18 protein-coding genes and 1 riboswitch are annotated in these 18271 nt (G+C 71.9%); of the genes, 13 read left to right on the top strand and 5 right to left on the bottom strand.

Annotation, left to right across the window (positions count from 1 at the left end):
- Positions 1 to 44: 44 nt before the first annotated feature.
- Entirely contained in the window at positions 45 to 953 is a 909-nt protein-coding gene (locus tag RM479_RS10460; protein WP_274812035.1) for an aspartate carbamoyltransferase catalytic subunit, read from the bottom strand.
- The gene (gene pyrR, locus RM479_RS10455; protein WP_397221818.1) at positions 953 to 1678 is read right to left on the bottom strand and encodes a bifunctional pyr operon transcriptional regulator/uracil phosphoribosyltransferase PyrR; all 726 of its coding nucleotides are present in this window, start codon (positions 1676 to 1678) and stop codon (positions 953 to 955) included. The genes RM479_RS10460 and pyrR overlap by 1 nt, the downstream gene beginning before the upstream one ends.
- Positions 1679 to 2171: 493 nt before the next feature.
- Here pyrR and bldD point away from each other — a divergent pair, with 493 nt between their 5' ends.
- Both bldD and RM479_RS10445 read left to right on the top strand, forming a co-directional pair.
- Entirely contained in the window at positions 2172 to 2666 is a 495-nt protein-coding gene (gene bldD, locus RM479_RS10450) for a transcriptional regulator BldD (protein ID WP_073384121.1), read from the top strand.
- 337 nt (positions 2667 to 3003) lie between these two features.
- Positions 3004 to 3618: a GNAT family N-acetyltransferase gene (locus RM479_RS10445; RefSeq protein ID WP_311511510.1), complete on the top strand. Its 615-nt coding sequence runs from the start codon at positions 3004 to 3006 to the stop codon at positions 3616 to 3618.
- Here the strand turns inward: RM479_RS10445 and metF are convergent.
- The gene (metF, locus tag RM479_RS10440; protein WP_311511564.1) at positions 3551 to 4393 is read right to left on the bottom strand and encodes a methylenetetrahydrofolate reductase [NAD(P)H]; all 843 of its coding nucleotides are present in this window, start codon (positions 4391 to 4393) and stop codon (positions 3551 to 3553) included. The two genes, RM479_RS10445 and metF, sit on opposite strands and share 68 nt — an antisense overlap.
- Positions 4394 to 4619: 226 nt before the next feature.
- Between metF and RM479_RS10435 the strand changes: the two genes are divergently transcribed.
- The 5 genes from RM479_RS10435 (at position 4620) to RM479_RS10415 (ending at position 10003) form a co-directional block, all read left to right on the top strand.
- Positions 4620 to 5396: a DUF817 domain-containing protein gene (locus tag RM479_RS10435; protein WP_311511509.1), complete on the top strand. Its 777-nt coding sequence runs from the start codon at positions 4620 to 4622 to the stop codon at positions 5394 to 5396.
- A gap of 18 nt (positions 5397 to 5414) precedes the next feature.
- Positions 5415 to 6500, top strand: a complete 1086-nt coding sequence (locus RM479_RS10430) for a polyprenyl synthetase family protein (protein WP_311511508.1) — start codon at positions 5415 to 5417, stop codon at positions 6498 to 6500.
- Positions 6501 to 6624: 124 nt separating this feature from the next.
- Positions 6625 to 7905 (top strand): DUF418 domain-containing protein, encoded by a 1281-nt coding sequence (locus RM479_RS10425; protein WP_311511507.1) that lies wholly within the window; start codon positions 6625 to 6627, stop codon positions 7903 to 7905.
- 68 nt (positions 7906 to 7973) lie between these two features.
- Complete coding sequence (locus RM479_RS10420; protein ID WP_311511506.1) at positions 7974 to 8867, top strand: SDR family oxidoreductase; 894 nt, start codon at positions 7974 to 7976, stop codon at positions 8865 to 8867.
- A gap of 140 nt (positions 8868 to 9007) precedes the next feature.
- The gene (locus RM479_RS10415; RefSeq protein ID WP_311511505.1) at positions 9008 to 10003 is read left to right on the top strand and encodes a zinc-binding dehydrogenase; all 996 of its coding nucleotides are present in this window, start codon (positions 9008 to 9010) and stop codon (positions 10001 to 10003) included.
- Positions 10004 to 10063: 60 nt separating this feature from the next.
- On the opposite strand, the gene thiE is transcribed toward RM479_RS10415, so the two are convergent.
- Positions 10064 to 10729 (bottom strand): thiamine phosphate synthase, encoded by a 666-nt coding sequence (gene thiE, locus RM479_RS10410; RefSeq protein WP_311511504.1) that lies wholly within the window; start codon positions 10727 to 10729, stop codon positions 10064 to 10066.
- 74 nt (positions 10730 to 10803) lie between these two features.
- Positions 10804 to 11163: an Rv2175c family DNA-binding protein gene (locus RM479_RS10405; RefSeq protein ID WP_311511503.1), complete on the bottom strand. Its 360-nt coding sequence runs from the start codon at positions 11161 to 11163 to the stop codon at positions 10804 to 10806.
- Between the two features lie 115 nt (positions 11164 to 11278).
- Positions 11279 to 11389, top strand: a riboswitch (TPP riboswitch).
- Between RM479_RS10405 and thiO the strand changes: the two genes are divergently transcribed.
- From thiO to RM479_RS10375, 6 genes are all read left to right on the top strand, one after another.
- Positions 11358 to 12620, top strand: a complete 1263-nt coding sequence (gene thiO, locus RM479_RS10400) for a glycine oxidase ThiO (RefSeq protein WP_311511502.1) — start codon at positions 11358 to 11360, stop codon at positions 12618 to 12620. Its footprint overlaps the riboswitch before it by 32 nt.
- Positions 12621 to 12625: 5 nt before the next feature.
- The gene (gene thiS / locus RM479_RS10395) at positions 12626 to 12841 is read left to right on the top strand and encodes a sulfur carrier protein ThiS (protein ID WP_311511563.1); all 216 of its coding nucleotides are present in this window, start codon (positions 12626 to 12628) and stop codon (positions 12839 to 12841) included.
- 2 nt (positions 12842 to 12843) lie between these two features.
- The gene (locus RM479_RS10390) at positions 12844 to 13614 is read left to right on the top strand and encodes a thiazole synthase (RefSeq protein WP_311511501.1); all 771 of its coding nucleotides are present in this window, start codon (positions 12844 to 12846) and stop codon (positions 13612 to 13614) included.
- 484 nt (positions 13615 to 14098) lie between these two features.
- Positions 14099 to 16075: a Stk1 family PASTA domain-containing Ser/Thr kinase gene (pknB, locus tag RM479_RS10385; RefSeq protein ID WP_311511500.1), complete on the top strand. Its 1977-nt coding sequence runs from the start codon at positions 14099 to 14101 to the stop codon at positions 16073 to 16075.
- A 252-nt stretch (positions 16076 to 16327) separates the two neighbouring features.
- Positions 16328 to 16987, top strand: coding sequence for a response regulator transcription factor (locus tag RM479_RS10380; RefSeq protein WP_311511499.1), 660 nt, complete (start codon positions 16328 to 16330; stop codon positions 16985 to 16987).
- Positions 16988 to 17153: 166 nt separating this feature from the next.
- Positions 17154 to 18179: a 6-phosphofructokinase gene (locus tag RM479_RS10375; protein ID WP_274812097.1), complete on the top strand. Its 1026-nt coding sequence runs from the start codon at positions 17154 to 17156 to the stop codon at positions 18177 to 18179.
- Positions 18180 to 18271: the final 92 nt, after the last annotated feature.

The following is an 18271-nucleotide window of genomic DNA, read 5'->3' as shown; positions in this document are numbered from 1 at the left end:
CGTCCTCATACCGCGCGGGCGCGCCTCGGCGCGCCGGTGTGGTTTCAGGAGCCGCCGAGCAGCAGGTAGAGCACGGCCATGCGCAGACTGACACCGTTGGCGACCTGCTCGACGACGGTGCAGCGCGGGGAGTCGGCGACCTCCGCGGAGATCTCCATGCCGCGGACCATCGGGCCGGGGTGCATGACGATGGCGTCCTCGGGCATGCGGGACAGGCGCGCGCCGTCGATCCCGTAGCCGCGGCTGTACTCGCGCACGGAGGGGAAGAAGGAGGCGTGCATGCGCTCGGCCTGGACGCGCAGCATCATGACGACGTCGGCCTTGGGCAGGACCTCGTCGAGGTCGTAGGAGACCTCGCAGGGCCAGGTGCGCACCGAGACGGGCAGCAGGGTGGGCGGCGCGACGAGCGTGACGTGGGCGCCCAGGGTGGTGAGCAGCAGCACGTTGGAGCGGGCCACCCGGCTGTGCAGGATGTCGCCGACGATGGCCACGCGCAGGCCCTCCAGGCGGCCCAGGCGGGCACGCATGGTGTAGGCGTCGAGCAGGGCCTGGGTGGGGTGCTCGTGGGTGCCGTCGCCGGCGTTGAGGACCGATCCGTCCACCCAGTTCGCCAGGCGGTGGGCCGCGCCGGAGGCGCTGTGCCGGATGACGACGCCGTCGGCGCCCATGGCCTGGAGGGTGAGGGCGGTGTCCTTGAGGCTCTCGCCCTTGGAGACGCTGGAGCCCTTGGCGGAGAAGTTGACGACGTCCGCGGACAGGCGCTTGGCGGCGAGTTCGAAGGAGGTGCGGGTGCGGGTGGAGTCCTCGTAGAAGAGGTTGACCACCGTACGGCCGCGCAGGGTGGGGAGTTTCTTGACGGAGCGGTCGCCGACCCGGGCGAGTTCGGCGGCGGTGTCCAGGATGAGGACGGCCTCGTCGCGGGTGAGGTCCCCGGTGGAGAGCAGGTGGCGCATCAGGAGTCCTTCCCCTCGGTGCCGTCGGTGCCGTCGGTGCCGTCGGTGCCGTCGGTGCCGTCGGTGTCGGGGCGTCGGCCGAGGGCACCGGGCAGCGGGCCGCCGGTGAGGGTGGCGGAGGACGACGGGCGGGACGGACCGAGCAGCACCGCGTCGTGGCCGTCGGTCTCGGTGAGCCGGACGGTGACGCTCTCGCGCAGCGAGGTGGGCAGGTTCTTGCCCACGTAGTCGGCGCGGATGGGCAACTGGCGGTGGCCGCGGTCGACCAGGACGGCGAGCTGGACGGCGCGGGGACGGCCCAGGTCGTTGAGCGCGTCCAGGGCGGCGCGGACGGTGCGGCCGGAGAAGAGGACGTCGTCGACGAGGACGACGACGCGGTCGTCGAGTCCGCCGTCGGGGATCTCGGTCCGGCCCAAGGCCCGCGGCGGGGCCGTGCGCAGGTCGTCGCGGTACATGGTGATGTCGAGGGAGCCGTGGGGGACGGCCAGTCTCTCGACGCGTTCGATGCGTTCGGCCAGGCGGGCCGCGAGGGGGACTCCCCGCGAGGGGATGCCGAGGAGGGTGACCCCGTGTCCGCCCTTGGTCCGTTCGAGCACCTCGTGGGCGATACGGGTCAACGCCCGGTTGATCTCGTTGCCGTCGAGGACGGCCCGGGTGCCTTCGGGCACCTCCGGTGGCGCCACGCCACCGTTCGTGTCACTCGTCGTGGTTTTTCGCGCACACAAAGCAGTGACCCCTTCCCTGCCTCACGGGACAGGTCGTTAAAGGATGTCGATCGGGCCCACGCTACCAGCGGCGTTCGAGGTCACCGAGGGCGGGCCCAAGGTGGATGTGGAGTAGTGTGACTCTCGTCACATACACAAAGGACGCAGAGGATCCTCAGAGCAACGCGACGACTACGATCTGCACACACCTCACATGGCCGACAAATGCGAAACCCCCTGAAAGAACGGGCTTTTCGCATGGGCGTGATGCACCTCTCGTCACGGTCCGCGTGGACATGAGAGGAGTCTCACTTACGCACGGTTTGGCCACTGATTAGTCGCGTTTCACACCAACGGCTTGACCTGGGGGACGGACCCCCCTACCGTCACTGTCTGTAACCATTGCCGGGTGGGGTTGCACCCCGTGACCTCCGAGGGACCGTTCGACGGCCCTCGTTGGAACGGGTCTCTCCCCATCACGCCAGCCACTGTCACGGCCGGGAGCGACAAGAAGATGCCATCCGAATACGCCAAGTCCCTCGGCGCGCGACTGCGTGCCATCCGAACCCAGCAGGGCCTGTCCCTCCACGGAGTGGAGGAGAAGTCCCACGGACGCTGGAAGGCCGTCGTGGTGGGCTCCTACGAACGCGGCGACCGCGCCGTCACCGTCCAGAAGCTCGCCGAGCTGGCGGACTTCTACGGCGTGCCGATGTCGGAGCTGCTGCCCGGCGGTGCCGCCCCCACCCCCCTGGGCCCGACACCCAAGCTGGTCATCGACCTGGAGCGCATGCAGCAGCTCCCGCAGGAGAAGGCCGGCCCGCTGTCCCGCTACGTGGCCACCATCCAGAGCCAGCGCGGTGACTACAACGGCCGCGTGCTCTCCATCCGCCAGGAGGACCTGCGTTCGCTCGCGGTCATCTACGACAAGTCGCCCGGCGACCTGACCGAGGAGCTCATCAACTGGGGCGTCCTCGACCCGGAGGCCCGTCGCGCCGTCGACTCCTTCTGATCGTCCAGGCACGGATCGCACCCGCCCGCCGCAGGACCGGCCCGCCCATCGAGGGCGGGCCGGTCCTCGTCGTATGCGGGCCCTCCCCCGCGGGGACGACGGAACGGCGCGGTCGGACACGGGGCTTCCCCTCCCCGAGCCGGCCGCGCCGTCGCCGCCGGGTCGCCCCGACGGCCGCTGTCGAACTCATGTTCGACGATCAACAGTTAACCCCGCCCTCGACGACCCGTCAAGGACCGGAGGCACCCCTCCCGGGCGTGTCGGGGACCGGCGGACAACCGGTATCGGCCACGCCGAAATCCGTCGGGCACACGCCTTCGGAGGCTAGTGTGAAGTCGTGGTAGCCGATGTCGAGCTGCGCGAGCTGGACGCCCCGGCGTTCGCGCACGCCGTTCCCGCCCTCCTCCAGGTGTACGAGGCGGCCATGGAACCCCCGCCCGAGCAGTTGCCGGGACGGGCCGCCGTCATGAAGACCCACTCCCGCCATCCCGGGTTCCGGTCCATCGTCGCCGTGCGGGAGGAGCGTCCGATCGGTTTCGCCTACGCCTTCCACGGCGCGCGCGGCCAGTGGTGGCACGACACCGTCTCCGCGGGGCTGCGCGCCGAGGGCGGCCGTGCCGGGGCGCGCCGCTGGATGACCGACGCGTTCGAGATCGCCGAGGTGCACGTCCACCCCGAGGCGCAGAACCGGGGGATCGGCCGGGCCGTCCTGCACGCCCTGTGCTCGGACCGGCCCGAGCGCACCGCGGTCCTGTCCACCCGGGCCGGCCCCACGGCGGCGCGTCACCTCTACCGCTCCTGCGGGTTCGTCGAGGTGCTGGAGGAGTTCTCCTTCCCCGGCAGCCCGGACCGGCCCTTCTCGATCATGGCGACGCGCCTGCCGCTCACGGGCGCCGTCGTCCCGACACCTCCCGGTAGATCTCCCTGGTGGCGGTGGACTGATTCGAGGTGATGAAGTGGATGCCCGGAGCACCCTCCTCCAAGAGCCGCTCGCACATGCGCTGGGCGTGCTCGATCCCGAAGGCGCGCACCGCCTCGGTGTCGTCGCCGAAGGACTCGAACCGCGCGGCCAGGTCGGCCGGGAACGGCGCCCCCGAGAGCTTCTCCGAGCGCGGGATGAACGACGTGCGCACCACCGGGAACACCTCGGGGATGATCGGGATGTCGCAGCCGCGGGCCGCCACCCGGTCCCGAAGGCGCAGGTAGTCCTCGGGGTCGAAGAACATCTGGGTGATGGCGTAGTCCGCGCCCGCGTCGCACTTGCGCACGAGGAAATCGGTGTCGGTCTCCACGTCGGCCGAGCGCGGGTGCTTGTAGGGGAAGGCCGCCACGCCCACGCAGAAGTCGCCGCTGTCCTTGATGAGCCGGACCAGCTCCTCGGCGTAGGTCAGTCCCTCGGGGTGGCTGACCCACGGGCCGGAGGGATCTCCGGGCGGGTCGCCGCGCACCGCGAGCATGTTGGACACCCCGGCGTCGGCCAGACGGCCGATGAGGTGACGCAGCTCGGCGACGGAGTGCTCGACCAGGGTCATGTGGGCGACCGGCAGGAGCGTGGTGTCGGTCGCGATGCGCTCGGTGGTCTCCACGGTCATACCGCGCGTGCTGCCGCCCGCGCCGTAGGTGACGGAGACGAAGGCGGGGCCCAGGGCCTCCAGTTGCCGGATGGCCCGCCAGAGTCGTTCATTGGCCTGCGGGCTCCGGGGCGGGAAGAACTCGAAGGAGAACATCGGCTCACCCGTGCGGAGCAGGTCACGGATGTGCCGCGGCCGGGGTTCGGGGGTTCGGGGCGTCACGGGGCGTGTCGGTGCAGCCAGCATGCACACCACTGTAGGTGAGGCCCCCTGACAGGATGGAAGGGACATCCCACTGAGTGAGACCGAGAACGAGGATCACATCGGGGCGCGACCGCGGACCACGGCGGGCGCGGGGGACCTGCGCCGTGCGTCCTCCTCCGTGTCCTTCCTCTTCGCGCAGCTGACGCGCTTCGGCCTGTTGCAGGCCCGCGCCTGCGCGTTCGCGGTGTGCATGTTCGCCGGCTTCGCGCTGTCGATGGCGGTCCCCCTGCCGATCGCCCGCTATGACGCGCTGTTGATCTACGCGGTGGCGGTGACCGCGCTGTTCTGGGCGCTGCGGCTGGAGACCGGCCGGGAGATCGCCGCGATCGCCGGATTCCACGTGGTGGGGCTGGCGTTCGAACTGTTCAAGGTGCGCATGGGTTCGTGGTCCTACCCCGGCCCCGGGTGGACCGTGGTGTGGGGCGTGCCGCTCTACAGCGGGTTCATGTACGCGGCGGTGGGCTCCTACATCGTGCGCGCCTGGCGCCTGTTCGACCTGGGGTTGACGAACTACCGCCCGTGGGCCGTCACGGCGGTGGCGATCGCGATCTACGCGAACTTCCTCACCCACCACTGGCTGCCCGACCTGCGGATCCCGCTGGCCGTGCTGTTGATCGCGGTGACCTGGGGCACGTGGGTGCACTTCACCGTGGGGGAACGACGGCCGCGCCTGCCGTTGGCGTTGTCGTTCCTGTTCATCGGGTTCTTCCTGTGGGTGGCGGAGAACATCTCGACGCTGTTCGACGCCTGGCGCTACCCCCACCAGACGGAGGTCTGGGCGCTGGTCCACCCGGCCAAGCTGGGCGCCTGGGCCCTGCTCGTGACGGTGTCGTTCGTACTGGTGGCGATGTGGAAGGGACCGGGGAGGCGGAAAGGGGCGGGGCCCTCGGGGTGAGCCGATAATGTGCTGGGTATGGCCGCTTTCTCATCATCCTCCTCCCTCTCCCCCGTCTCCGTGATCCGCTCGGACGTGGACCGGGAACTGGACGCGTTCTGCGCCGACCACCGGCTCACCCTGCTGGAGGTCGGGGAGGAGCTGGCCCCGGCCATGGACGCGCTGGAGGCGATGCTCACCGGGGGCAAGCGCCTGCGCCCCGCCTTCTGTTACCAGGGGTGGCGCGGCGCCGGGGGCGCGGCGGACGACGAGCGGATCGTGCGGGCGGCGGCCTCCCTGGAGTTCCTCCAGGCCTGCGCGCTCATCCACGACGACGTCATCGACAACAGCGACACCCGACGCGGCCTGCCCGCCACCCACAAGCGGCTCGCCGGGTTGCACGCCGAGCGTGGCTGGAGCGGCGACGGCGAGGGCTTCGGCCGGGGCGCGGCCGTGCTCATCGGCGACCTGTGCCTGGCCTGGTCCGACGAGATGTACCAGGCCAGCGGGTTCGCCCAGGACACCCTCGCGTGGGGGCGGCGGCCCTTCGACGCGATGCGCACCGAGGTGATGGCCGGGCAGTACCTGGACACCCTGGAGCAGGTGCGCGGTACCGGCACCAGGGAGGCGGCGCTGCGGGTGATGCGGTACAAGTCCGCCAAGTACACCGTGGAGCGGCCGCTGCACCTGGGCGCCGCGCTGGCGGGTCGCCTGCCGGAGCTGGAGGGCGTCTACACCGCCTACGGCATACCGCTCGGGGTGGCCTTCCAATTGCGCGACGACGTGCTGGGCGTGTTCGGCGACCCGACCACCACCGGCAAGCCGGCCGGTGACGACCTGCGCGAGGGCAAGCGGACCCTGGTGGTCGCCGAGACCCTGGCGCGCTCGGACGCCGCCGACGGCGCGCGCTTCACCGCCCTGCTGGGCGCTCCCGACCTGTCGGTGGGGTCGGTCGAGTGGATGTGCGGACTGATCGAGTCCTCCGGCGCGCTGGCCGCCTGTGAGGAGCTCATCGAGCGCTATTCCGAGGAGGCGCTGGCGGCGTTGGAGAGCCCGGAGCTGGACGACGCCGCCCGGGAGCCGCTGCGCACGATGGTGGCGGTCGCCACCCGCCGCACGCACTGATCCGCACGGGGGTATTCCCCTAAGGAATGTTTCAGGGTCTTTCACCCCACTAAAGTGCATTGTGCCCGACTCGTCCCTCCGGTTGAATCGATAAGAGATATATCGCGACCGGAAGGATCCATCCATGTCTCGGAACGCCGTGGCCCGCGGGCCGGCCGGAGTGGGCGAACGAGCGCTCGCCCCCGACCTGGCCCGCGGGTTCATGCTCCTGTTCATCGCCCTGGCCAACACCGTCTGGTACCTGTGGACGGTCCCCATGGGCGAGTTGGGCGCCCACCCGGCCCCGGAGAGCACGCTCGACTCCGTGACCCAGTTCTTCACCATCATGGTGGTGGACGGCCGCAGCTATCCGATGTTCGCGTTCCTGTTCGGCTACGGCATGGTGCAGCTGGCCATGCGCCAGGAGGCCGCCGGGGCGAGCGTCAAGGACGTCAACGCGCTGTTGCGCCGACGCAACCTGTGGCTCCTCGTGTTCGGGTTCTTCCACGCCCTGCTGCTGTGGTTCGGTGACGTCCTGGGCGCCTACGGCCTGGCCGGCCTGCTCCTGGGGTGGCTGTTCCTGCGCCGCAAGGACACCACCCTGCTGGTGTGGGCCTCGGTGTTCATCGGTCTCCTCGCCGCGCTGACCGCGTTCAGCCTCGTGGGGATGGTCCTGGCACCGGACGGCCCGAGCTCCGGGACCGGGATGGACGCGATGGCGGCGAGCGCCGCCGAGACCTCGATCCTGGGCGCCGCGCTCGGTCGCGTCATCGTCTGGCCCGTGGTCACCATCGCCCAGGGCCTCGTGGCGCTGGTCGTGCCGACCATGATCCTGCTCGCCTTCTGGGCGGCGCGCCGCCGGGTGCTGGAGGAGCCGGGGGCCCACCTCCCGCTGCTGCGATGGACCGCCGGGCTCGGCATCGCCATCGGCTGGCTGGGCGGCCTGCCCAACGCGCTGGCCCAGGTCGGCGTCTTGGAGCCGAACCCCACCCAGGCCTCGATGCTGGCCATCCCGCACATGTTGGCGGGACTGTTCGGCGGGCTGGGGTACGTCGCCCTGATCGCCCTGATCGCGCACGCGATCCAAAGGCGCGGGCGCGAGCCCGGCGTCGTACTGACCGCGATCACCGCCACCGGCAAGCGCTCCCTGTCGTCCTACCTGGCCCAGTCGGTGCTGTGCGCACCGATCCTGACCGCGTGGGGCCTGGGGCTGGCCGCGTACCTGACCTCGTGGACGATGTTCCTGTACGCGATCGGGGTGTGGCTGATCACCGTCGTGGCCGCCTACCTCATGGAGCGGGCGGGCATGCGGGGGCCGGCCGAGGTGCTGCTGCGCCGGCTCGCCTACCGGCGCAGCACGCGGACACCCGTGCCGGTCGGCGCGGTCCCGCCCGAGGGGGAGGATCAAGAGCGGGCCACTCCCTGACCCGTGGCCGCAAAAACGGGCGTGCCGGTGAGTGCCCGGCACGCCCTCGTCGTTCAGGATGGGGTGTCATGGGCGACGATCACATGACAAACCACACCATAGGGGTGACCGGGGCGACCGGGGCGGTGGGCGGGCGGGTGGCCGCCCGCATCGCGCGGCTGGGCCGGGCGCAACGGCTCATCGTGCGGGACCTCAACCGGGCACCCGATCACCCGGGCAGCACCGCCGCGATGGCGGCCTATGAGGACACCGCGAACTTCGCACGGGCCTGCCGTGGGGTGGACACGCTGTTCCTGGTCTCGGCGACGGAGTCGGAGGACCGGATCGACGCGCACCTGAGCGCGGTCGACGCGGCGGTCGCGGCGGGGGTGTCACGGATCGTCTACCTGTCCTTCCTGCAAGCGGGGCCGGCGTCGACGTTCACCTTCGCGCGGACGCACTTCTTCACCGAGGCCCACATCCGGTCGACGGGGGTGAGGTACACGTTCCTGAGACCCTCCCTGTACCTGGACCTGCTGCCGCACTGGGTGGACGAGGGCGGTGTGGTGCGCGGCCCCGCCGGTGAGGGCCGGGTGGCGTGGGTGGCCCGGGACGACATCGCGGACGTGGTGGCGGCGGTGCTGACCGACCCGGCCCTGGCCGCGGCGGCGGAGAACGCGACCTACGACGTGACCGGCCCGGAGGCGCTCTCCCTGGGGGCGACCGTCGAACGGTTGAGCGCGTTGACGGGCCGGACCATCAGGTACGTGCCCGAGACCCGGGAGGAGGCCCTGGTGTCCCGCAAGGCCACGGGGGCGCCCGAGTGGGAGATCGAGGGATGGGTCTCCTCGTACGAGGCGATCGCCGCCGGGGAGCTGGACGAGGTGGCGGCCACGGTACAGAAGGTGACCGGTCACCCCGCCCGTTCGATCGAGGGTTTCCTGCGCCGCCACCCGAGCGCTCTGTCGCACGTGTCCGTGTGAACCGCCGCGGCCCCTCCCCCCGGGGCCCTCCTTCACGCGCCCGGGATCTTCCTTCCCGGGTCTTGACCTCAATATTAGTTGAGGTTGGAGAGTGGTCGGTGTCGCGGAGAACGCGGCGGACGACCACCGGAAGGAAGAACATGCGCGCGATACGAGTGGACCGGTTCGGCGGACCCGAGGTGCTAGTGACCCGCGAGGTCCCCGACCCCGAGATCGGCCCCGGCACCGCGGAGATCGCGGTCGAGGCCGCCAACGTGATGTACCTGGAGGTCCTGGTCCGCTCGGGCTGGGGCCTCGACTACTTCCCCGTGGCCCCGCCGTACACCCCCGGCACGGGGGTCGCCGGAACGGTGACCCGGGTCGGACCGGGCGTGGACCCCGCATGGGTCGGGAGCCGGGTGGTGGCCGACACCCTGGAGCAGAACGAGGCCGGCGCCAAACTCCCCGTAGGCGGGTACGCCGAGCGGGCGGTGGTCCGGGCCGACGAGCTGGTCCGGGTCCCGGAGGGGGTCGACCCGCGGCACGCGCTGGCCCTGCTGTACGACGGACCCACCGCGCTGTCGCTGGCGCGGACCGCCGGGTACCGCACCGGACAGACGGTACTGGTGACCGCGGCGACCGGAGGCGCCGGCAGCCTGTCGGTGCAACTGGCCCGCCGGGCCGGGGCGCGGGTGATCGCCGCCGCCCGGGGCACGGCCAAACTCGACCTGGCCCGGCGACTGGGCGCGCACGAAGCGGTCGACTACTCCCTGCCCGGCTGGACCGACCGGGTGCGGGAGCTGACCGGCGGCCTCGGCGTGGACACGGCCCTGGACGGGGCGGGGGCGTCGCTGGGCGAGGCCGCCTTCACCACGGTGGCCGAGGGCGGGCGGTTCATCAGCTACGGGTCGGCCGGCGGCCGGCTCTCGGAGATCGAGCCCGCCCGGGCCCGTGAGCACAAGGTGCAGGTGTTCGGGCTGTTCGACATCAACAAGTCCGAGGGCGAGGCCGACGCGCTGACGGAGGCGCTGGACCTGGCCCGGTCCGGGGAACTGGTCCCGCACATCGGCCTGACCCTGCCCCTGGAGAAGGCCGACGAGGCCCACCGGGCCCTGGAGGAGCGCCGGGTCCTGGGCAAGGTGCTGCTGACCCCCTGACACGGCGGACCCCGGTCCCCCAAGCCGAATGCGCTTGGGTGACCGGGGCCGCCGGTGTTCTCAGACCTGGCGCGCGATGAGGCGGGCGCGCAGGGCGGCGGCAGCCGCCCGTGGGTCCTCGGCCTCGGTGATGGCGCGCACCACGACGATCCGGCGGGCCCCGGCGTCCAGGACCCGGTCCACGGTGTCGAGGTCGATACCGCCGATCGCGAACCAGGGCCGGCCGGTGTCCAGGGCTGCCGCCCGCTCCACCAGTCCGGTCCCCGCCGCCGGGCGGCCCGGCTTGGTGGGCGTGGCCCAGACCGGGCCCACGCAGAAGTAGTCGCTGCCCGGCTCCTCGGCGGAGGCCAGAGCGGCGTCGATGTCGTTGTTGGAGCGTCCGATCAGCGGGTCGGCCCCGATGATGTCCCGGGCCATGGGCACCGGCAGGTCGCGCTGCCCCAGGTGGAGCACGTCGGCGCGAACGGCGCGGGCGATGTCGGCGCGGTCGTTGACCGAGAGCAGGGCGCCGTGGCGTTCACACGCCTCCCGAAGCACCTCCAGGGCGGCGATCTCCTCGCGCGCCTCCAGGCCCTTGTCCCGGAGCTGGACGATGTCCACTCCCCCGGACAGGGCGGCCTCGGCGAACTCGGCGAGATCACCGCGTTCGCGACGGGCGTCGGTGCACAGGTACAGAAGGGATGCGTCCAGGCGCTTGCGCAGGCTGGTTCCGTGGCTGGTCCTCACGGTCACCAGCCTAGGCCTTGGACCCGGCTACCCCAAGGGGGCGGGCGACACGGCGCGCCCGCCACGGGGGTCGGTCAGAAGGCCAGGCCCTGGGCGCGTCGGCGCACCTCGGTGCCCCGGTTCTCGCGCATCGCCTGGATCGGGGTGCCGGGCAGCGTGTCGTCCGGGGTGAAGAGCCAGCGCAGGGCCTCCTCGGTGGAGTAGCCCGCGTCGCCGAGCAGGACGAGGGTGCCGGGCAGTCCCTTGACGATGTCGCCGCCGTCGATGAAGGCGGCGGGGACCGAGAGCTGCCCGCCCCGGACCACGCCCATGAGGCGGTTCTCCCGGATGAGCGTCTTGACGTGGTTCGGGCTCACGCCCAGCGGCGAGGCCGCCTCCCTGAGGGTCAGCCAGGTGCCGACCAGCGTGTCGAGGTTGGAATCGCTTGAAGTCACCCCACCAATCTGCCATATCCGCGCGGGCCCGGGACACGTTCGCGCGCCGCCCGGACGTCGCCGCCCTCGGTCTCGGACGCCCTCCGGGCGGGCCCGTAGTATGGGGGCGAACCGTAGAACGTCCCGCGGGAGCCGGGTGGACCCGGCTGAGAGGGAGGCTGACCGCCTCCGACCGCACGAACCTGATCCGGGTCATGCCGGCGAAGGGAGTGGAGAGCAGCACCGTGCCCACCTCGAACCCACCGCATCCCGACACGATTCATCCCACCTCTGAACCTTCGGAGGACCGACACGGTGTGATCGTCGTCGGCGGCGGTCTGGTCGGTCGGGTCACCGCCTGGCGGGCGGCCCAGGCCGGGCTCCGGGTCACCCTGATCGAACCCGACCCGGTCACCGACCCGGTCGGCGCCCGAGCCGCCTCCACCGTCGCGGCGGGCATGCTCACCCCGGCCACCGAGGCCGTGTTCGGTGAGGAACACCTCATGGGGTTCGGCGTCCGGTCGGCCGCCCTGTACCCCTCCTTCGTCGCCGAACTGGAGGAGGCGAGCGGCGTCCCCACGGGCCACCACGCCACCGGCACCCTGCTGGTCGCCTTCGACCGCGACGACCTGGCCGTCCTGGACCGCCTTCACGACCTGCAAAAACGCCTCGGGGTGACCACGGAACGACTCACCGGCCGTGAGTGCCGCCGACTGGAGCCGATGCTGGCCCCCTCGGTACGCGGCGGCGTGCTCGCCCCCGAGGACCACTCGGTGGACCCGCGCCTGCTGCTACGGGCCCTGGCCGTGGCCGGCGACCGTGCCGGGGTCACCGAGATCCGCTCCCGTGCGATCGCCGTGGAACGCCCCGGCCCGGGGGGCGCCCGGTTGGGCGTGACACCGGCCGACGGCCGGACGCTGCCCGCCGATCAGGTGGTCCTCGCCGCCGGCTGCTGGAGCGACCGGATCCGACTCCCCGAACCCGTGGTGCCGCCGCTGCGCCCCGTCAAGGGGCAGCTCCTGCGCGCCCGGGTGCCCGCCGGGGAGCCCCCGTTGGTGGAGCGGACCGTGCGCGGCCTGGTCCGGGGCTTCCCGGTCTACCTGGTGCCGCGCGCCGACGGCGAGATCGTCATCGGCGCCACCCAGGAGGAGCTGGGGTACGACACCGCGCCCACGGTGGGCGGCCTGTGGCAGGTGCTCCGGGACGCCCGTGAACTCGTCCCCGGGGTGACCGAACTGGAGATCACCGAGACCTGCGTGGGGTTGCGCCCCGGGTCCCCCGACAACGAACCGCTGCTGGGACCCACCCGGGTGCCCGGCCTGCACCTGGCCGGCGGGCACTTCCGGCACGGGGTGCTGCTGACACCGATCACCGGCGAGGTCATGGCCCACGCCCTGACCACCGGGACCCTGCCCGGGTACGCGCGCCGGTTCACCGCCGACCGCCTCACGGGCGGCGAGACCACGACCTGGAAGTGAGAGCAGTGGAGCTGATCGTCAACGGCGCCCCCCGCGAGGCCGCCGGCACCGTCACGGTCGAGGAGATCGTGCGCGAACTGACCGCCGCCGACGGCGGCGCGATCCCCGGCGGCATCGCCGTCGCCGTCAACGACGAGGTGGTGCGCCGCGCCGCCTGGGCCGACACGCCCTTGGACGCGGGCGACCGCGTCGACGTCCTCACCGCGGTACAGGGGGGCTGACCATGACCGCGCACACCGACGACCCCCTGGTCATCTCCGGGGTCTCCTTCGGTTCCCGGCTCATCACCGGGACCGGGGGGGCGCCCTCCCTGGAGGTGCTGGAGGAGGCGCTGATCGCCTCCGGCACCGAACTGACCACCGTGGCCATGCGCAGGGTCGCCCCGGGCGCCCGCGGCTCGGTGTGGGAGGTGCTGGAACGCAACGGGATCCGCCCGCTGCCCAACACCGCCGGGTGCTTCACCGCGACCGACGCGGTGCGCACCGCCCGTCTGGGCAGGGAGGCGCTGGGCACCGACTGGGTGAAGTTGGAGGTCGTGGCGGACGAGCACACGCTGCTGCCCGACCCGGTGGAGTTGTTGGAGGCGGCCGAACGGCTGGTGGACGAGGGGTTCGTGGTACTGCCCTACACCAACGACGACCCGGTACTGGCCCGCCGTCTGGAGCAGATCGGGTGCGTCGCGGTGATGCCCCTGGCCGCCCCGATCGGTTCGGGGTTGGGCATCCGCAATCCGCACAACCTGGAGCTGATCGTCGAACAGGCCGGGGTCCCGGTGATCGTCGACGCCGGCATCGGCACCGCCAGCGACGCGGCCCTGGCGATGGAGCTGGGCTGCGACGCGGTGCTGCTGGCCAGCGCGGTCACGCGGGCCGAGGACCCGGTGCTCATGGCCGGGGCGATGCGCGACGCCGTGCGCGCCGGCCGCGCCGCGCGACGGGCCGGCCGCATCCCGGTGCGCCGGCACGCGCGGGCCTCCTCTCCCGCCGTCGACTGACGCGGAGCGGCCCGCCGGGCCGGGAACGAGACCTCGAACACGTGGGGGCCGCGTCCCCTCCGTCATCATGTGGGGGAGACGGAACCGCGGGCGCTCATCGTGCGCCCGCGGCCACGGGGGAGGAGCCCCTCCCCCGTGCCGGCGGACCGGCCCAGCGGGGCGGACTTCCATGATCCCGGCGTTCGCGCAGGTCAGAGCGGTCGACCGAGGGCGTTACCAAGGACACCGGTGCGGCGGCGCCACGGCGTTGCCCCCATCGCCTACCGTGAAAGAGTCGCGCGTCCCCCGAATCGGGGTGTCGCGCGCCCGAGGACGACCCAGGACCGCACGCCCCCACCCCCCGTGGACCAGGGGCGGCGCGGCCGCGAACCGCGGGGCAGACCCGGGTCGGGCTTCCGCTATCGTGTCGGTTCGACACCCGGTGTCGGGTACGCGCCACCGACCGCGAAGCCCGCGCTCCCCGCAGCAAGGACACTACTCCGCCGTGGACATGACGACTTCCGACCCGCTCGTGGGCGCCACTCTGGACCAACGCTATTTCGTGGAGTCCAGGATCGCCGGAGGCGGGATGGCGACCGTCTACGTCGCCCACGACCTGAGGCTGGACCGTCGGCTGGCGTTGAAGGTGATGCACCCTTCGCTGGCCCAGGACCCCACCTTCGTCCAGCGCTTCATCAACGAGGCGCACTCCGTCGCCAAGCTCTCCCATCCCAACGTCGTCCAGGTCTTCGACCAGGGCGAGGACCGGGGGCACGTGTTCCTGGCGATGGAGTACGTGCCGGGTCGCACCCTGCGCGCCCTTCTCAAGGAGCGCGGCCGGTTGTCGGCGCGCGACGCCCTCCAGGTGATGGCCCCGGTGCTGGCGGCCCTGGGCGCCGCCCACCGGGCGGGCATGGTGCACCGCGACATCAAGCCCGAGAACGTCCTCATCACCGAGGACGGCCGGATCAAGGTCGCCGACTTCGGTCTGGCCCGTGCCGTGGAGCAGTCCACCCAGGGTCTGACCCGCACCGGGACCCTCATGGGCACCGCGGCCTACCTGGCGCCCGAGCAGATCGAGCGGGGCACCGCCGACGCGCGCACCGACGTGTACGCGGCGGGGATCATGTTCTACGAGTTGCTCACCGGGAGTCAGCCGCACACCGGCGAGACGCCCATCGCGATCGCCTACCAGCACGTCAACGAGGACGTTCCGCGTCCCTCCCACTTCCTGCCCGGGCTGCCCTCCGAGGTGGACGCGCTGGTCACCAAGGCCACCGAACGCGATCCCCGTTATCGGCCGGGCAACGCCGGACAGTACCTGTCCAAGGTGCTGGAGGTGCTGCGCCACCTGCCGGAGACGCCGCAGGTGAAGGGTGCCCCGCTGCCTCCGGTGGCCCCGGTCGCCGCGACGACGGCGGCCGTCACCGCGCCGCAGCTCATCGCGGGCGGCGCCGGGCCGGGCACCGAGAACGCCACCATGATCGTGGAGATGGGCGGCCCCGCGGACGACGGCTATGACGATTACGACGATGACCACTTCGACGAGGGCCCGGATCGGCGTCGTCGCGCGACGCTGATGGCCGTGGGCGCGACCGTTCTGGCACTGGTGGTGTTCGTCGCCGGTTGGTGGTTCCTCGTCGGCCGGTTCGAGTCGGTGCCCGAGATCATCGGCGCCGAACAGGAGGCGGCCTGCGCGGCCCTGCGCGACAGCGGCCTGAAGTGCGACGTGGCCGAGGAGGGCGTGTACAGCTCCGAGGCGGCGGGCACGGTCGGCAAGGTCGAACCGGAGGTCGGGGAGCGCCTGTCCCCCGGTGACACGGTCACGATCCAGCTGTCCAAGGGGCCGCGCGAGGTCGAGATGCCCGACTTCAAGGGCCAGGACGTCTCCAACGCGATCAAGGAGATGGAGACCCTGGGATTCGACTCGGAGAGCCTGCTCCAAGAGGTGGTCGACGCCGAGAACGTGCAGCCGGGGGAGGTCATCTCCACCGACCCGGCACCCGGTGAGGAGGCCGACCGCGAGTCGACGGTGACCTTCACCGTGAGCCGCGGCATCGACGTGCCGGCCCTCACGGGCCAGGGCGTGGACGACGCCCGCAACGCCCTGGAGGAGCTGGGGTTGACGGTGAAGATCGTCGAGGCCGAGAGCGAGAGCGTCGACGACGGCCTGGTCATCAGCCAGACACCCGACACCGGTACCACGTTGAGCGCGGGCGGCGAGGTCGAGTTGACCGTCTCCACCGGCCCGCCGGGCGTGGAGATCCCCGACGTCGTCGGCAGGAACGTCAGGGAGGCCCGCGAGCTGCTGGAGGACGCCGGCTTCAAGGTCAAGGTGGAGCGCTTCCTGGGCGGCCGGACCGTGGCGGAGCAGTCCCACACGGGCAAGGCGCCGGAGGGCACCGAGATCACGATCATCGCCACGCCGGTGGGTCTCCCCCTCGGGGAGCTCGAACTCGACGAGGACGACGATGACGACTGATCTCCGCGTGGACGCGGAAGGCGGACCCGGGCCGGGGGGCACGGCCGGGGGCCGGCCCCGGTGAACGCGGGAGGGGCGGGGCCGGGCGGCCCCGCCCCTCCCGCGTTCGGTTCCCCGGCCGGGAGCGGACAGGGCGGGCGCGCCGCGGCCCCGTTCGGGATAAGGTCACCCGCGTGTCCCCTCTCGTCGCCGCGGCGACGGTCCTCCCGTCGCCGTTCCGGCGCCGGGGCCGGGGTCCCCCAGGAGGATGTGATGGAGAGCAGCGAGGAGATCCGGGTGCTGGTCGTGGACGACCACCCCATGTGGCGCGACGCCGTGGCGCGCGACCTCGATGAGGCCGGTGTCACGGTGGTGGGCACGGCGGGCGACGGCGCCAAGGCCCTGCGGATCGCCCCCGCGGTCCGGCCCACCCTGGCCGTCGTCGACATGCACCTGCCGGACATGACCGGGGTGGAGTTGACTGCGGGCCTGATCGCGCTGGGCGAACCGCCCCGGGTGCTGGTGCTGTCGGCGAGCGGGGCCGGGGACGACGTGCTGGCCGCCGTGAAGGCGGGGGCCACGGGTTACCTGGTCAAGTCCGCGGGCCGGGACGAACTCCTCGACGCGGTGCGTCGGGTGCACCGGGGCGAGGCCGTCTACACGCCCGGGCTGGCGGGCCTGGTCCTGGGCGAGTACCGCAGGCTGTCCTCGCGGGAGCGCGACCGGGACGATCCCTCCCCCGCGCTGACCCCGCGCGAGACCGAGGTGCTGCGCCTGGTCGCCAAGGGCTTGGCCTACAAGCAGATCGCGCAGCGGCTGTCGATCGCCCATCGCACCGTGCAGAACCACGTGCAGAACACCCTCACCAAACTGCACCTGCACAACAGGGTCGAACTGGTCCGCTACGCCATCGATCGCGGCCTGGACGACTGACCCGGACACACAGGACGAACGAACACGAAAAGCCTGTTCGGGGCGGGCCTCGCGCGAGTTCGGAGCATGTTCACCGGCCCGGGTTGGCCTGGGATCGCCCTGAGGACTATGGTCTAGACCATATGGCGCCATGCGCCGTGGAACCCACAACGTCGAGGAGATTCGTATGCGCGTCGGGGTGCTGACCGGTGGCGGCGACTGCCCTGGTCTGAACGCGGTCATCCGGGCCGTGGTCCGTAAGGGCATCAAGGACTACGGCTACGAGTTCGTCGGTTTCCGGGACGGCTGGCGCGGCCCCCTGGAGGGCGACACCATGGCCCTGGACGTCGAGGCCGTGCGCGGCATCCTTCCGCGCGGCGGCACCATCCTGGGCTCCTCCCGCACCAACCTGATGAAGATCGAGGGCGGTGTCGAGCGGGTCAAGGACAACATGGCCGGTCTGGGCGTCGACGCCCTGGTGGCCATCGGCGGCGAGGACACCCTGGGCGTGGCCCGCCAACTGCACGACCGCGGCGTCAACGTGGTCGGCGTGCCCAAGACCATCGACAACGACCTCAACGCGACCGACTACACCTTCGGTTTCGACACGGCCGTCAACATCGCCATGGAGGCGATCGACCGCCTGCACACCACCGCCGAGTCGCACCACCGCGCGCTGGTCGTGGAGGTCATGGGCCGCCACGCCGGGTGGATCGCCCTGCACTCGGGCATGGCCGCCGGGGCGAACGTCATCCTCATCCCCGAGCGCCCCTTCGACATCGACGAGGTCGTCCGCCACGTCGAGAGCCGCTTCCGGACCCAGTACGCGCCGATCATCGTCGTCGCCGAGGGCGCCCACCCCAAGGAAGGCCAGATGCAGCTGGCCACCGGCGAGACGGACTCCTTCGGCCACGTGCGTCTGGGCGGCATCGGCCAGCGGCTGGCGGAGGAGATCGAGCAGCGCACCGGCAAGGAGGCCCGCTCGGTGGTCCTGGGCCACGTGCAGCGCGGCGGCACCCCCACCGCCTTCGACCGCGTGCTCGCCACCCGCCTGGGCGTCAACGCCATCGACGCGGTGCACGAGAAGGCGTTCGGCAAGATGGTCGGCCTCCAGGGCACCGACATCGTCCTCGTGGACCTGGCCGAGGCCACCGACACCCTCAAGACCGTCCCGGCAGAGCGCTACGCCGAGGCCGAGGTCTTCTTCGGCTGAGCCCTCCACCGGTTCCCGGGGGAAGGAAGAGAATCCTCCGGTTCGCCGGGCCGCCCGCGAGACGGACCGGCCGTTCGCCGCGGGCCGGCGTC

Source organism: Nocardiopsis lambiniae, assembly GCF_031845465.1.
Classification (GTDB): domain Bacteria; phylum Actinomycetota; class Actinomycetes; order Streptosporangiales; family Streptosporangiaceae; genus Nocardiopsis; species Nocardiopsis lambiniae.
Note: the sequence above shows the minus strand (reverse complement) of the source record. Positions and strands in the feature narration are given on the sequence as shown.